Below are 13,841 nucleotides of genomic sequence, written 5' to 3'. Positions count from 1 at the left end.
AAAGATAATAGCTGGGGTAGTTTATCTGTATTATAAATATCATCATCTGCCTTAATTTTATCTCCAAGTTCATCATAAAAAGAGTCTATTTCTCGTATTATTTGTAATGAACCTTTTTCTATAATTTGCAATCTTTTTTCCGCTACTTCAGTTAATCTGTCTTGCATAGCAATAATTGTTTGAGCCATAAAATTCAAACCCTTTGCCTGCTCTAATGCAATATTGCTTTGTGTTTCAAATTCAAGTAATTCAAGTCTTGCGTTTTTCATAAGTACTATACGTTCACTTTCCATACCTGCTAAACTTAAATTTGTATCTGCCTCTATTTCAGCCACTTTAACTTTATCTGGTTCAGAGGAAGTGGAGGATGTACTTCTACCTCCTCCACTAGTGCCTCCACCAAAGATACTTTTAATTGTGCCACCTATTGTACCTAATAATCCCATATATTTCCCTCCATGTCGTGGTAGTTTACCAGCATTTATGATCCCATTGAATAATGCTCCACCTGCTTACTTCTAAATCTGCCCAATGTGCATGTATTAGCAAAATATTCACAGTTATTAAATTATAACCTTTATCTCGCCTATTTCATAAGTTCTTTTCTCATCTTAAAGATAAGAGCGTTATACTCTTTTTCACGCCCTTGAAGTTCCTCGCTATAAGCTTTGCTATCCGAAATACACACTTCAAAATTCTTACGTTTCAAATCTGTAAATTCTGTTAAATCATCTTCTGCGAAGCTGCAATATTAACGACTTCAGAAGGAGATTTACCCCCTTGTAGACCTCTGGAGCAGATAACAATTCTCAATTGTTATCCCCTCACTGAAGTTTTCTTTTTGTTATAGTACAGGACTCCAACTTATAGAAGTAGGAGACTTCCTTCTGAAATGTCGTTAAAACATTAAGTGAAATTTTTGATAACTCTTTATTTTTTACAAAATCAAGTATATCGTCTACTTGTAAATCTAACAGTTTTTCTGCCCATTTAAGTAAAAAAAGTCTATCTTCTGATTTTTCAAGAGAAAATATAATACCTTGTAAATCCTTTTGTAGCTTTGAAACAAGCTTGTAAAGTTCACTTTCTGCTTCAAATTTTTCTTGTAAATCTCCGCCAGCTTGGAAAGCAAATTTTTGATAGATATGTTTTCTGGATTGTCGCGGCTGAATAAACAAAATCAGCATCTACAATTTGAAAATTATCATATGAACTAAATTTATTTTTTGTATACTCTGCAAGATTTTCGCCAAGTTCAATCGCCAAATACGAACAGCCTGTTTTCAATATCGGTTGGGTAGCCTGACCTGTTCCGGGAGCAATTCAAGAGCTATTTTGCCAGAATCGGCTTTGAGTATTCTATAACATCGGCGAAAAGTTCATCACAATAATGGGGTCTCCATTTGTCAAATTACTATTTATTTGTATGGTATACAAACAATTTTTAATTCACGCCATTCTAGTAATGAGTCTGTGTTTTTTTATTGTGAAATTATATAGCATAAACTACTTTACACTATATAGTAGTTTATGCTATTATGTAATTATGAGGTGAGAAAAATTGGAAATAAATAAAGAGATGATAAAAGGATATATCGAAAGTATAATATTGAGCCTTTTAGTAGATGAAGATTTATACGGATATGACATTGCCAAAAGGATAAGAAATATAAGTCAAGAAACATTTGAGATTAAAGAAGGAACAATGTATGTTGTATTAAAAAGACTTGAAAATAACGAGCTAATTTCCCCATATTGGGATGATACTGAAAGTGGTGGAGGAAGGCGTAGATATTACAAAATTACAGCCGAAGGAACGAATTATTTAAACAATAAAAAATCTGAATGGATATTTTTTAAAAATATTATTGATACATTTTACAGGGGGGTATAATTTATGGAACAGATTAATAAGTATGTTAATTCAGTCTACAAACATGTAGGTGGAAATAAAGAAGAAATTGAAGCATTAAAATATGAGATGAAAAATCATTTATTGCAATTGATAGAAGAGTTAAAATCTGAAGGGAAATCTGAAGAAGAAAGTATTTCCATTGCAATTAATAGATTTGGTGAAGAAAATCAAATTGAAAATGAATTAATTGGTATATTTAAGTTTGTGAACAAGAAGGCAAAAAAAGCATTAATAATAGCAGGAGCCTTTCTCTTAATAACCATAATATCTGGTTGTGTTTCTATAATCGGCACCGACATTTATTGGAAACAAATTGAGGCAAGAAATGATGAAATTTTTACTATAATGAGTTCATATAGTAAAGATAATATAGATTCTATAAATAAAGATATTAGTACAGTATTTAATAAATCTAAAAAAAAGCTTGTATATGTAGCAATGGCTAGTCCACTTAATGATAATTTTAAGTTGGAAAATATAGAATATATGTATCCGAGTGATTTTCAAGGTGGAGCTTGTGGTGGTATTGGAGCTATCAGCAGGCAGATTACCACTGAGAAGGGTAGCAAAAATATAATTTTAGGTATCATTAATGAAGGCGGTTCCCCTAGATATCTAAGAAAAATAGGTATCTCATCCTTTGTCTGGCTTGGTTGTTGCTTGATATCAATCATTGCTTGGGCTTTAATAAAGGTTGATTTACGTATTAAATTTAGGCACTGATAAGGAGTAAAATAACCTATTAAAATACCGCAACAGTAAGTAAACTTGTCCAAAGTACAAATAACGTACTCGTGCCTATTCACGGTAACGTGTACGTGCTTGTGTTTATATCCGTACTATTATCAGTGGTTTCAATGCTTACCATCAATGGTACTGTTGAAAAATGCAACTGCCACTTTGCTTCTACTTGTTAATCAATCCAATTGTGTACATTAGTCATTTCTCCTACATAATCATTATTGATTTCAAAAAACTTCGCATTATTCGTTCTACAGAGTTCTTTGATTTGAGAATGGAGTTTAATAAAATTATCTCGGTTCATATAATCATAACAGTCCTTTTGTTCTAAATATTCAGGCTCAAAATCCCTAATATGCGCAGGCGGTAAATAGCACTCTTCAATAATGATGTGTTGTCCATTCTCAATATTAGTCATTATAATGCCCTTTACTATTGGCCACAGTTTATATGAAAGTTCAACATCATCATCAGTTACAGAAAAATCACAATATTTACTTCCACGAATCAACCCCATTATACAATAAAAAATTATCGAACAACTTCTTGTTTTTGGCTCCTGTGTAGTTTTTAAATATAAATTTCCATATATATACTGATTTATACCTCAACTTTATAAGCATACTAATGTTGAGGGGAAGTGATATCATCAAAAAAAGGCGTTTTTGTATATTTCTATTATTCTTTTTTATGTTTTTTCAATATACTAGAAGAGGATATGCTAAAAATGAATATACACCTATGACATGCGAGGAAAAGTTAAATTTATTAGAACCCTCAAAACCAAAAACTATTTACGATTATGAATTGCTGTCTGATAGGAACATAAGTACATTTAAAAGTAAAGTTTGGCCTATATCATTAGTACAAAAGAATGGAATAAAGGTTCCCTTTGTAACAGTCTACAAAGATTTAAATTGGCAACGGCCTGCTTATGATCCTACCTGGCATAGTTCTTCTTTTCGCTGGAGTTATGTTCCATTACACATGGCTTATCAGCAACACATAGTTTATAGTTACCAGGGAGGCCTATCTTGGTGGTATGATCTTTCAAGTAATTTAGCCCTGCCAGGTGGCACTGGTGGTCCTTCTCCTATCCATGAATATGCTTTTACAATTAAATATCCTTATGTTGTAAGGCTTATTGTTTTTAATTTTAATATTACATCTATAAAGCATTACAAAAATCAAATTCTTGTTTCCGGAGAGCCATTGAGAAAGGGATTAACTATAGTAGATTTTGATACAAAAGATTTCCCTAATTCTAAAAAATTATTACAGCTTGCAACACCTGATGGTTATGAGTTAGATTATTTAATTCTGTATTTAAGTAACCATTAAAACCACAAGAGCATGGTTATTGATGTTTTAACGACATTTCAGAAGGAAAGTATCCTACTTCTATAAGTGGGAGTTACATGCTACAATAAAAAGAAAACTTCAGTGGGGGGATAACAATTGAGAATTGTTATCTGCTCCAGAGGTCTACAAGGGGGTAAATCTCCGTCTGAAATCGTTAATATTGCAGATTCGAAGAAGATAAACAGCTGCGCAGGTGATGATTTAATGGTTACTTATTGCTATTATAAATCAATACTGTCAAAAAAAATGGATTTTAAAATATGAAAATCTTTATAGTTACGCTTTAAAATCCAATGCAGACAATTAAAAATAGCAAAGCCTCAAAACATTTAATTCGTCATTTTTTACAGTTGTGTCACAATATATGAATAGAACTAAACCGCTAAAAACGGTGGCAGACGAGTACTAATGCGCTTAATTTAATTTTTACATAAATAAAATATAAAGAAGTATCCTATTTACTAAGATACTTCTTTATTATAATACACACTTCCTATAAACTTTTATTGTCGAAATAAAAAATAAGGAAGTGTTATTATTTATGTCAGAATTAAGAGAAAAAATGAAAATGGATATGGAACTAAGTGGTTATAGTCCAATGACTATAAAAAGCTATATCAATCACGTTAGTAACTTTGCTAAATTTTACAACAAATCACCAAAGTATTTAGGTGAAAAAGAAATTTGTGAATATCTACATTATTGTATCATTATAAAGAAATTAAGTGAAGGAACAGTTAATTATATTAATTCAAGCCTTAAATTTTTTTATACTAAAACTCTGAATAGATACTGGAATTCGGACAAAATCGCAAGGATGAAAGAACCATCAAAATTACCTGCTGTATTATCCCCAGATGAGGTTAAGTCTATCTTTGATGTTACTGAAAACCTTAAGCATAAGGCAATTCTCATGACGGTTTACTCCGCAGGCTTAAGGGTTAGTGAAGTTTGCAATTTAAAAATAACGGATATTGATAGTAAAAACATGCAAATATTAATTAGAGAGGGCAAGGGTAAAAAAGATAGATATTCATTGTTGTCAAAAGCAAATTTAGAAATCCTTAGAGAGTATTGGATAAAATATCATCCTACGGAATATTTATTTTCTGGAAAGGGTCGTACAGATTCTATAAGTCCACGTAGTGTTCAGAAAATGCTCGAGAAATCTATAAAAAAAACTAAAATCACTAAGCATGCAACTGTCCATACGCTTCGTCATAGCTTTGCAACTCACTTATTGGATGCTGGTACAGATATCTGCTACATTCAAAGACTTTTAGGACATACCAGAATAACTACTACCACTATTTATTTACATCTTAGAAGAATGGATTTACTTAATATAAAGAGTCCATTGGATGTGCTCTTAGGAGAAAAAGATGATTGAGATTCAAGATATATTTAATCAGTATGGCGATGAATATAGGAGAAATCATCAGCTTCCGCTGCACATTTTGAAAACTATGATTGATATTGAAGCTTGTAGAACAGAAGAGCTTGGTGGTCATATAGATGAATGTGATGAATGTGGGCATATTAGAGTTTCTTATAATTCCTGCCGAAACAGACATTGTCCTAAATGCCAAACTTTAGCAAAGGAAAGATGGCTTGAAAAAAGAAAAGAGGATTTATTACCCGTAGGGTATTTTCATGTAGTTTTCACTATACCTCAAGAACTTAACTATATAACTCTTACAAACCAAAAGGAAATGTATTCTATCCTCTTTAATGCTGTTTCAGAAACATTATTTGAACTTTCAAGAGATAAAAAATATTTAGGAGCCGAAATTGGATTTATGTCAATTTTACATACGTGGGGTCAAAACTTAATGAATCACCCTCACATGCATTGTATAGTTCCAAGTGGTGGTTTAACTTTTGATGGTACAAAATGGATAAATTCTAAAAAGAATTTTTTTATTCCAGTGAAAGTTTTATCAAGAATATTTAGAGGAAAATTCTTATTTTATCTTAAAAAAGCTTATTATAGTAATGCTCTTAAATATACTACTGGAATTGAGGAATTAACAGAAAAACACATATTCCAAAGCTTTGTAGGTAAGTTATATAAAAAAGAATGGGTTGTATACTGCAAACCCCCTTTCGGGAGTGCGGAGTACGTACTTGAATACCTTGGCAGATACACTCATAGAGTAGCGATATCTAATCATCGAATTGTAAATTTAGAAAATGGATATGTAACATTTAAGTGGAGAGATTATAAAGACCATAATAAAGAAAAATTTATGACTCTTGCGGTAGATGAATTTATTAGAAGATTTCTCATGCATGTTCTACCAAGAAAATTTGTAAAAATTAGACACTATGGGATATTAAGCAATAGAAATAGGTCAACTAAACTTCAAAAGTGCAAAGAACTTACAGGTGCAGTACAAAGTAAAGGTGAAAATTCAGATGTTAAGTTAAGTGCAGCGGAGCTTCTTTTAAAGATGACAGGAATAGATATAAATACATGTTCTTGCTGTGGTAAAGGTAAAATGATTATAAAAGAGAAGTTGAATCGCCAAAATTTTTCTCCACCTTGTGAAAAAAAATGGAATAGCGTCTCGTAGAGTGTTTATTTTGGGGAGGGGGAAAGTACGTCTATTTTTAGAAAATAATCAAAATTTAGAAGAGTTTAAGATACATTTATGGAAATTAAAGTGATTAATCTTAGTGTTAAAGCAAATTTCAGAAAGAGGGGAAAGATTGAATCTCCATAGTAGTGGAAACGCGGCATCGTTCTTTTGCTTGTTTCAGAAATTGAGCAGTTTTAGTGGCTATCATCATTTAAGTATATACTTATGGTGATAGTTTTTATCGGCTCAACATCTGAATCCAAACCTATACAGACTGCGAAACAACTTCTTTAATAATTATACAATAAATTTACCATTTAACGACATTTCAGTACACACAAAAAAGAACCTTCGACACTTGAAGGCTCTTATGGGATTGCTTCCTTTTCTAAATGTTAAAAATACTTATTTTCTTAGAATAGGTGCGTAAATCTGAATCCTGGATGTTTCGTCTTTGAAATTAGCATCGTATACCTCAAAACTAGGAAGTTTTGTGAAAACATTTTTGTTCTTGGTATAAACCGCTTGGGGTTGTTCCAGACCTTGCTCGCGTAACCATGTCTTGTAAAAATATTTCCAGAATTCTCCGCTAGTTTCCATGCCGAGAGTGGTATCAAACACTGCGTATTCGCAGGTGTCGAATCTACGAGCAATCAGACCGGTCGGCAAGCTGTCAAGTGTGGAAACTTCCACGCCAATCATATACTTGGCCGTATCATCTTCTCCTGACTCATGAGTCATACCATATTCTACGGGGGAGTTTACTTGATTAGGAATTAGTTCCACCAATTTTTCGCTGTTCCATCGGTCATACAAACCTCCTATGTTGTCAGTACCTATATTGTAATTAATGTCAGTCTCAATTCCTACTACCAAGAAGCTTTCTTTTGTGACAAATTGGACACTGTCAAAACTTTGTTTTAAATCCATTGCTATACCTCTTTCCATAAATAAATTTTTGGGAGGAAAAGGATCAATAAGTGGATTTATCCTCCTGAAACGCGCCGGTGAAATTTTATATTGCTGTACGAATTTCTTAGTAAATGACTGCTGTGACGAAAATCCTGCTTCAAAGGTGATAGCGATGATTCTATTGTCAGTTTCCTTAAGCGCCGTTGCTGCTTGGTATAAACGATATCGATTAACGTATTCTTTCACTGTGTAACCTGTCAGTATCCTGAACACCTTCGAAAAATAAGATGGTGAAAGATATACATATTCAGATATGTCAGCAACTAAGATATTTTCGTCATATTTGCTGTGTATAAATTGGGTTGCTTCAAGTATAATACTCAGAGAATCCATGTTAATCCCTCCTTCCATTATTATAATACTATATCAGGCATCTAAAAGTTTTGTCAGAATCAACTTAGTTTGAACTCCCCCTATATGAAAAAGTTCTTTTAGAATCATCAAATTTAATTTCATTGTTATTTTCTTCTTATCTTAAGTTTTTTATTGTTACAATATATAATTTTTACTTCGCTGTTAATTACTAGTTCGCCATATTCAAGTTATTCATTTTCACTACACTCATCAATTAAGTATTCATTTTTTCGACTGCCCATTATTACCATAATGGATATAGGCACAACCTGCCCAATTCATCTAAATTCTTTAGTAATTTTTACAATTGCTTATGACAAACTTTTAGAAAAATGCGAAATAACTGTGTCTAAAATTATGTCAATTTAATCCTAGAAATTGGAATTTATTTAATTCTCTCTGAAAGCTATTGCATCAACCTGAAAGTCAATTCCAGCTCTAATAAACTTTGTTTCATATGCCTTTCTTGCTGGATATTTTCCTTCAAATCTTTCCTTAATTATTTCTCCTAAAAACGATAAATCTTTAATATCTCTAAATAAGCAATCCATTTGCACTACAGATTTCGTAAGCGTAAAAGAATTGACGCCTAGATAGTTAAAGTTACCTTTGCTAAAATTACAGATAGTAAGAATAGGAGGTTATCTGTAATGGCAAAAAAAAATAATGATATAACCTGGAGAGGATTTTTAGAAAAGTTTTCTTCTTATGAAGGGACTGTAACCAGCTTTTGTAAAGAAAATAATATTAGCAAGAGTCAGTTCTACTATTATAAAAATAAATTTAAACAATCAAATAAGCCAACATTTCATGCTATAGCAATTAATAATGAAAAATCCAACCCCAAAGCAGTAAACAAAAGTGTAAAAGGATGTAGTGATATAAGAATCGAGATCGGTAAAATTAATATATTTATACCTGCAAATGAACTAGAACTATTATCAAATATACTTAAGGAACTAAGTAAATCATGCTAAATATTGATAAGGTTAACACTGTATATTTAGCTTGCGGCGTAACAGATTTAAGAAGAAGCATAGATGGATTATCAATGGTAGTACAAACAGACTTAAAATTAGACCCCTTTGAAAAAGCATTATTTGTGTTTTGCAATAAACAAATGAATAAGCTTAAAATACTACATTTTGATAATGGATTTTGGTTATATTATTATAGATTAGAAAAAAGTAGGTTTAAATGGCCAATGACAAAGGCGGAAGCCTTAAAAGTAAATATAGAAGAACTAGGTTGGCTACTAAAAGGTTATGAGGTAAGAACAACCTCAAAATTCAAGCCGATTAAGGAAAAAAACTACTATTAAAACCACATAAAAAAACCTCTTGACCCTTGATAAATCAAGGGTTTTCTGCTATAATATAAGTATAAAAACTTTAGAAGAGGTAATTGAAATGAATGACTTAAATATTGAAGAACAATTAGATTATAAAACAAAAAACATAATTTCTAAGATGGAAAAAGAGATAGAATTAAAGGATAAAGAAATTAGAGAGCTTAAAAATGAACTTTCATTTTTAAAAAATCAAGTTCTTAATAAGAATAAAAAAATATTCGGTAAGTCTAGCGAGCAGATGGATAGCAACCAAATATCTCTTTTTGACGAAGCAGAAAAGTTTTGTGATTCAAAAGTGGCGGAGCCAACCATTGAAGAAATAACATATAAGAGAAAAAAGGCCTCTTCTTATGTAGGAAAGAAAGATAATCTAGCTAATTTGGAAAGAGTAATTATCGAGCATAAATTGGACGAGGATAAGGCTAATTGCGATAAGTGCAATGGGCAATTTGTTGTTATAGGATCAAAATCAAAAGAAATTCTAAAATATAAACCAGCAGAGCTATATATAGAGGAACATGTAACCTATAGCTACGCTTGTAAATCCTGTGAAGAAGCTGAAGGTAAAGCAAATATAATTACTACAAAAGCGCCTAACAGCTTGCTATATAAAAGTATGGCATCTAACGAATTAATAAGCCATGTAATAAATCTTAAATATCAATATGCGCTACCGCTTTATAGACAGGAAACGTATTTTGATATGCTTGGTGCAAATCTTTCTAGGCAAACATTGTCCAATTGGATAATCGGTGCTGCAAAAGAGTTTGAACCTGTCTACGACATGATGAAGGAAGAACTATTAAAAAGCCATTATATCCAGGCTGATGAAACCACTGTAGTAGTTGTGGACTCTAAAGGAGAAGATTCCAAGGCTAAAAAATATATGTGGTTATACAAAACTGGTGAATATAAAGATCCAATTATTTTGTATGACTATCAAAAGACAAGATCAAGCTCCTGCCCTAAAGGATTTTTAAAGGGATTTTCTGGGATAATCCAAACAGATGGCTACGCCGGCTATAATTCTGTAGAGAATGTAAAAAGGCTGTACTGTTTGGCTCATATTAGGAGAAAATACTTTGATATAGTTACAAAGCTAGATAAAGAAGCCCTAAAAAATTCTCGAGCAGTTATAGGGTTTAATTTTTGCGAGCAACTTTATAAAATCGAAAAAGATTTAAGAGAGAACTATGCTGGTGAAGATGATTACTACGAAAAGCGCTATGAAACAAGACTTGAAAAATCAACACCAATTATTGAAGAATTTATAAAGTATGTGGATATAGAAATAAATAGTGCATTGCCAAGAAGTCCATTGGGCGCAGCCTTAGAATATAGCCGAAAGCTATTACCGAGCTTCAGAATTTTTTTAACTGATGGATCCTTAGAAATCGATAATAATGCATCCGAAAGATCAATAAAACCTTTCGTTATTGGTAGAAAAAACTGGCTTATGTGTAATACTCCTAAGGGAGCAAGAGCAAGTGCAACAATATATAGCGTAGTAGAAACGGCTAAGGCAAATGGGTTAGTGGTAGAAAAGTATTTAGTGTATTTAATGGATGTGTTGTGTAATTTAGAAAACAAGGATAACAATACGCTATTAAAATACATGCCTTGGTCCAAGGAATTACCTGAAACCGTAAAACTTCAAAATAGGAATCTTCATGGCAAAAAAGATTAAAATAAAATCCAGTAGAAAAGCACTTGCTGCTTACTACTGGATTTAGTTTATCAAAGAATTTCCTGAAAATACATACGGAGAATTTTTGACGCTTACGCATATGCTGCAACGATCTCTCCAATAAACATTGTAAAATCAAAAATATTTGATTTATCTACTTTATTACCAGATACACACCCACATAAATCAGTTTTTTCAATAGCTTCCGAGGATGGTATGTTCACACTAAAAAAAACACTTTCCACTACACCTGAAGTTGTATAGTGAGAAATTTTCAATTAAATATACAATACAGGTTTTTCACTGGCAACACCATATGAACCAATTGTGGCATAGTTTGGTTTCCCATTGATCATCGCTCCTGCTAAAACTGTAATGTACGGTCCAAAAGGGATATTTGCTATTTTTTTCTTTATCATATTCTTTCTCCAATTCAATTATTTATTTGTTGCAACAATAATTATACAGAAAAATCGAAAAAAGCATAGAAATAGTCTATGCCCCTAAGTAAATGTGCGTAGTTTTTTATTTTATAGATGAATTAGAAGAAATTAGATATACGAAATTCAAAAATAACAAATCCAACAAATTTCTATCCACAACAGTTTCCTCGCTTTTATATCATATATAACAATAACTTACTTTTTTTTTTGATTTTAACACAACAAAAACCTACCTTTTCAAATTAAAACAAGTCATACATAACAAAAAACTACCCTTTTACTTCATCATCTATTCAAATAAATACAAATCCGAGGCTGAATAGGTAGGTTTTTGTTGTGTATAAATTATTGAGTCCTACAAATGCGAGGATTTTGTTGTGTTACTCTTTATCTGAGGCTACCTCGCCAAATGAGGTACTTTGAGAACCTTTATCAACATTATCATCACAGGTAATATCCCATCCTAGCAGCTTTTTTTCTAAATCATCAAAATCATATTCTCTTTGTTCATAATCATTAAAACCACCCTTAGCTTTTTTATATGTCAAAGTCCAGTTTCCTTCTATTGCGCTCATCATAGCACCTAAATAAGACTTTATCTCATTTTTCTTACCATACTCATCTATTACTAATTTCTTTTCTTTTATGTACTGTCTTATAGATGCCTCCAACTGATTTTCTTTAATTGAAATAGATGCCTTTTCAACAAGTTTATCAATTTGTTTAGGACTTATTGTAACTCCTAAAAGATCTCTGAACTCTTTCACAACGTTGTATTCATTGTATTTTGCGGGAACTGCCTCGGGATTATCAAAGAAGCTTATCTGTTCCCTACCTTTGAAGTTTACTGATTGTTTTACCATTTTAAATTTTATCTTCTCAACTTTTTTATACTTATATAGGAAACAGCTTGCGGAAGCCGCTGTGGATAACATTCTAGCTAAAAGATATATAGAAAAAATCAGATAAATATGAGATGATTAAATCATGAGAAAAAATAAGATTACCATAAAACAAATATTTGAAGATAATTATTCAAAGTTTTGGAAATTGAATAAAGAAAAGTATCCTGAAAAGATGAGAGAACATATGAATATCGAAGTAATGAAAATGATAGGATGTGGAGATATTTCATTAGGTTTTGTTGCGTACATATGTTTAAAATGTCTGGAAGTATTTAAAATAGGATTTACATGTAAAAGTAGGTTTTGTAGTAAATGTGGTAAAAAATACATAAGCGAATGGGTAGAGAAACAAGTAAGTAAAATCTTGGATGTTCCACATAGGCATTGTGTTTTTACGATACCGACTGAGTACAGAAAATATTTTTTTTGGAATAGAGAGAGTCTGAAAGACCTGCAAGACATGGTATATGAGGTTATAAATGAGTTTGCAAATGGTGTAAACTATAAAAATAGAGAAGAATATAAAAAGAAGAAAAGAAGCAAAAAAGGTGGAGTGCTTTGGCAAAGTGGAATGATTGGCGTAGTGCATACTTTTGGAAGGAATATAGGGTTTAACCCACATGTGCATGCATTGGTTCCAGAAATAAAAACAAGGGATAATGAAGTTAAGGATATGGAATTCTTTGACTATAAATATTTTAGAAAAGTTTGGCAGTACAAATTAATAAATTATATGGTTAGTAAAAACCCAGATAAAAAAGCAGAGTACTTAAAAATGTTCAAAGATTATCCTAACGGATTTTACATAAATGCCAAATCAAGAATGAAAAGTGCAAGAGGTGCAGCAAGATATATCGGTAGATATTTAGCAAGACCTGCGATAGCAGAATATAGAATACTTAGCTATGATGGGAAAAATGTAACGTTTTGGTATAAGAGTCATGAAACTAATGAGAGAGTAGAAGAAACAGTTACGGCACAAGTGTTTATAGGCAGGTTACTAATGCATATATCGCCTAAATATTTTAAAATGGTTAGATTATATGGAGTATATGCTGGAAGTATAAGTATAAAGATTAGAAAATGTTTTGGTTTATTGCAATACATAAAAAGTGGGCTTAAAGCAATTCAGTACACATTAAAAATAAATTGGAAAAAGGAAATAAGAAAAATGAAGTATAGAGAATTAATGATTATTAATTTTTCTAAAGATCCAGGGAAATGTTCAAAATGCGGTCAGCTAATGGAGTTATTCCAAATTTGGCACAGAAAGTATGGGTATATTTATGATATGGGAACGTATTAAAAGGATTTTTAAAATTAAAATGGATGAAAGGGAGATACCATTTCAAACAGAGGGGCCCGATAAGATGATACTTTTTAAATGTAAGAAATGTGGGTATGAAGAAGAGGTACCAGAATTTGTTGCGTTTGAATGTTATACACCTGAGGAATTTGACAAGAAGAGTGGTAGTCCTATTGTTCTATGCCCAGAATGTGATGCAAATATGATAATTAAAGGACGATGA

At 31.6% G+C, this 13,841-nt stretch carries 19 protein-coding genes and 1 pseudogene; 11 read left to right on the top strand and 9 right to left on the bottom strand.

What is annotated here, in order from left to right:
* The 4 genes from G9F70_RS26815 to G9F70_RS27410 form a co-directional block, all read right to left on the bottom strand.
* Positions 1-446, bottom strand: a 446-nt coding sequence (locus tag G9F70_RS26815) for a hypothetical protein (RefSeq protein ID WP_224618000.1), incomplete at its 3' end; no start/stop codon positions are given.
* A gap of 140 nt (positions 447-586) precedes the next feature.
* Complete coding sequence (locus tag G9F70_RS27210; RefSeq protein WP_263577391.1) at positions 587-709, bottom strand: hypothetical protein; 123 nt, start codon at positions 707-709, stop codon at positions 587-589.
* Positions 710-824: 115 nt separating this feature from the next.
* A complete protein-coding gene (locus tag G9F70_RS26810) occupies positions 825-1,187 on the bottom strand; it encodes a hypothetical protein (RefSeq protein WP_224617999.1) in 363 nt (120 codons plus the stop codon).
* Positions 1,093-1,287 carry a hypothetical protein gene (locus G9F70_RS27410; RefSeq protein WP_318011030.1) on the bottom strand — a complete coding sequence of 65 codons (195 nt, stop codon included), beginning with the start codon at positions 1,285-1,287 and terminating at the stop codon, positions 1,093-1,095. Before G9F70_RS27410 ends, G9F70_RS26810 begins: the two co-directional genes overlap by 95 nt.
* A 274-nt stretch (positions 1,288-1,561) precedes the next feature.
* On the opposite strand from G9F70_RS27410, the gene G9F70_RS26800 reads away from it, so the two are divergent.
* Positions 1,562-1,894, top strand: coding sequence for a PadR family transcriptional regulator (locus tag G9F70_RS26800; protein WP_164947954.1), 333 nt, complete (start codon positions 1,562-1,564; stop codon positions 1,892-1,894).
* A gap of 3 nt (positions 1,895-1,897) precedes the next feature.
* Positions 1,898-2,638 carry a permease prefix domain 1-containing protein gene (locus G9F70_RS26795; RefSeq protein WP_224617998.1) on the top strand — a complete coding sequence of 247 codons (741 nt, stop codon included), beginning with the start codon at positions 1,898-1,900 and terminating at the stop codon, positions 2,636-2,638.
* Between the two features lie 190 nt (positions 2,639-2,828).
* On the opposite strand, the gene G9F70_RS26790 is transcribed toward G9F70_RS26795, so the two are convergent.
* Positions 2,829-3,173, bottom strand: coding sequence for a hypothetical protein (locus G9F70_RS26790; protein WP_224617997.1), 345 nt, complete (start codon positions 3,171-3,173; stop codon positions 2,829-2,831).
* 224 nt (positions 3,174-3,397) lie between these two features.
* On the opposite strand from G9F70_RS26790, the gene G9F70_RS26785 reads away from it, so the two are divergent.
* The 4 genes from G9F70_RS26785 (at position 3,398) to G9F70_RS26770 (ending at position 6,594) form a co-directional block, all read left to right on the top strand.
* The gene (locus tag G9F70_RS26785; protein ID WP_224617996.1) at positions 3,398-3,997 is read left to right on the top strand and encodes a hypothetical protein; all 600 of its coding nucleotides are present in this window, start codon (positions 3,398-3,400) and stop codon (positions 3,995-3,997) included.
* 117 nt (positions 3,998-4,114) lie between these two features.
* Positions 4,115-4,282: a hypothetical protein gene (locus G9F70_RS26780; protein WP_164947571.1), complete on the top strand. Its 168-nt coding sequence runs from the start codon at positions 4,115-4,117 to the stop codon at positions 4,280-4,282.
* A 277-nt stretch (positions 4,283-4,559) separates the two neighbouring features.
* On the top strand, positions 4,560-5,408 hold the full coding sequence (locus G9F70_RS26775; RefSeq protein ID WP_224617511.1) for a site-specific integrase: 849 nt from the start codon (positions 4,560-4,562) through the stop codon (positions 5,406-5,408).
* Complete coding sequence (locus G9F70_RS26770) at positions 5,401-6,594, top strand: IS91 family transposase (RefSeq protein WP_224617502.1); 1,194 nt, start codon at positions 5,401-5,403, stop codon at positions 6,592-6,594. Before G9F70_RS26775 ends, G9F70_RS26770 begins: the two co-directional genes overlap by 8 nt.
* 411 nt (positions 6,595-7,005) lie before the next feature.
* On the opposite strand, the gene G9F70_RS26765 is transcribed toward G9F70_RS26770, so the two are convergent.
* Both G9F70_RS26765 and G9F70_RS26760 read right to left on the bottom strand, forming a co-directional pair.
* Positions 7,006-7,905: an AraC family transcriptional regulator gene (locus G9F70_RS26765; protein ID WP_164948099.1), complete on the bottom strand. Its 900-nt coding sequence runs from the start codon at positions 7,903-7,905 to the stop codon at positions 7,006-7,008.
* 410 nt (positions 7,906-8,315) lie between these two features.
* A complete protein-coding gene (locus G9F70_RS26760) occupies positions 8,316-8,477 on the bottom strand; it encodes a RidA family protein (RefSeq protein WP_224617987.1) in 162 nt (53 codons plus the stop codon).
* 99 nt (positions 8,478-8,576) lie between these two features.
* On the opposite strand from G9F70_RS26760, the gene tnpA reads away from it, so the two are divergent.
* The 3 genes from tnpA to tnpC all read left to right on the top strand — a co-directional run bounded on the left by tnpA (position 8,577) and on the right by tnpC (position 10,964).
* A complete protein-coding gene (gene tnpA / locus G9F70_RS26755) occupies positions 8,577-8,903 on the top strand; it encodes an IS66 family insertion sequence element accessory protein TnpA (protein ID WP_164948085.1) in 327 nt (108 codons plus the stop codon).
* On the top strand, positions 8,897-9,247 hold the full coding sequence (gene tnpB, locus G9F70_RS26750) for an IS66 family insertion sequence element accessory protein TnpB (RefSeq protein WP_164948086.1): 351 nt from the start codon (positions 8,897-8,899) through the stop codon (positions 9,245-9,247). Before tnpA ends, tnpB begins: the two co-directional genes overlap by 7 nt.
* A gap of 88 nt (positions 9,248-9,335) precedes the next feature.
* Positions 9,336-10,964, top strand: coding sequence for an IS66 family transposase (gene tnpC, locus G9F70_RS26745; RefSeq protein WP_164948087.1), 1,629 nt, complete (start codon positions 9,336-9,338; stop codon positions 10,962-10,964).
* A 95-nt stretch (positions 10,965-11,059) separates the two neighbouring features.
* On the opposite strand, the pseudogene G9F70_RS26740 reads toward tnpC, so the two are convergent.
* Together G9F70_RS26740 and G9F70_RS26735 are read right to left on the bottom strand one after the other, a co-directional pair.
* Positions 11,060-11,383: pseudogene (locus tag G9F70_RS26740) on the bottom strand (flavin reductase family protein); the annotation flags it as partial.
* Positions 11,384-11,787: 404 nt separating this feature from the next.
* Positions 11,788-12,270 (bottom strand): hypothetical protein, encoded by a 483-nt coding sequence (locus G9F70_RS26735; RefSeq protein WP_164948113.1) that lies wholly within the window; start codon positions 12,268-12,270, stop codon positions 11,788-11,790.
* Between the two features lie 124 nt (positions 12,271-12,394).
* Between G9F70_RS26735 and G9F70_RS26730 the strand changes: the two genes are divergently transcribed.
* Together G9F70_RS26730 and G9F70_RS26725 are read left to right on the top strand one after the other, a co-directional pair.
* Complete coding sequence (locus G9F70_RS26730; RefSeq protein WP_224617359.1) at positions 12,395-13,618, top strand: transposase; 1,224 nt, start codon at positions 12,395-12,397, stop codon at positions 13,616-13,618.
* Positions 13,587-13,841 (top strand): hypothetical protein, encoded by a 255-nt coding sequence (locus G9F70_RS26725; RefSeq protein ID WP_224617360.1) that lies wholly within the window; start codon positions 13,587-13,589, stop codon positions 13,839-13,841. The genes G9F70_RS26730 and G9F70_RS26725 overlap by 32 nt, the downstream gene beginning before the upstream one ends.

It is taken from the genome of Clostridium sp. FP1, assembly GCF_011065975.2.
GTDB classification, from domain to species: domain Bacteria; phylum Bacillota; class Clostridia; order Clostridiales; family Clostridiaceae; genus Clostridium_AD; species Clostridium_AD tagluense.
The sequence above is the reverse complement of the archived record's forward strand: the minus strand, read 5'-3'. Positions and strand labels throughout refer to the sequence as shown.

Excerpts from the sequence above, each read along its gene's own strand:
- G9F70_RS26810 (WP_224617999.1), bottom strand. The coding sequence starts at position 1,187 with ATGCTGATTTTGTTTATTCAGCCGCGACAATCCAGAAAACATATCTAT.
- G9F70_RS26725 (WP_224617360.1), top strand. The coding sequence starts at position 13,587 with ATGGGTATATTTATGATATGGGAACGTATTAAAAGGATTTTTAAAATT.
- G9F70_RS26760 (WP_224617987.1), bottom strand. The coding sequence starts at position 8,477 with ATGGATTGCTTATTTAGAGATATTAAAGATTTATCGTTTTTAGGAGAA.
- G9F70_RS26785 (WP_224617996.1), top strand. The coding sequence starts at position 3,398 with ATGACATGCGAGGAAAAGTTAAATTTATTAGAACCCTCAAAACCAAAA.
- G9F70_RS26790 (WP_224617997.1), bottom strand. The coding sequence starts at position 3,173 with ATGGGGTTGATTCGTGGAAGTAAATATTGTGATTTTTCTGTAACTGAT.
- G9F70_RS26795 (WP_224617998.1), top strand. The coding sequence starts at position 1,898 with ATGGAACAGATTAATAAGTATGTTAATTCAGTCTACAAACATGTAGGT.
- tnpC (WP_164948087.1), top strand. The coding sequence starts at position 9,336 with ATGAATGACTTAAATATTGAAGAACAATTAGATTATAAAACAAAAAAC.
- G9F70_RS26730 (WP_224617359.1), top strand. The coding sequence starts at position 12,395 with ATGAGAAAAAATAAGATTACCATAAAACAAATATTTGAAGATAATTAT.
- tnpA (WP_164948085.1), top strand. The coding sequence starts at position 8,577 with ATGGCAAAAAAAAATAATGATATAACCTGGAGAGGATTTTTAGAAAAG.
- G9F70_RS26770 (WP_224617502.1), top strand. The coding sequence starts at position 5,401 with ATGATTGAGATTCAAGATATATTTAATCAGTATGGCGATGAATATAGG.
- G9F70_RS26765 (WP_164948099.1), bottom strand. The coding sequence starts at position 7,905 with ATGGATTCTCTGAGTATTATACTTGAAGCAACCCAATTTATACACAGC.
- tnpB (WP_164948086.1), top strand. The coding sequence starts at position 8,897 with ATGCTAAATATTGATAAGGTTAACACTGTATATTTAGCTTGCGGCGTA.
- G9F70_RS26735 (WP_164948113.1), bottom strand. The coding sequence starts at position 12,270 with ATGGTAAAACAATCAGTAAACTTCAAAGGTAGGGAACAGATAAGCTTC.
- G9F70_RS26775 (WP_224617511.1), top strand. The coding sequence starts at position 4,560 with ATGTCAGAATTAAGAGAAAAAATGAAAATGGATATGGAACTAAGTGGT.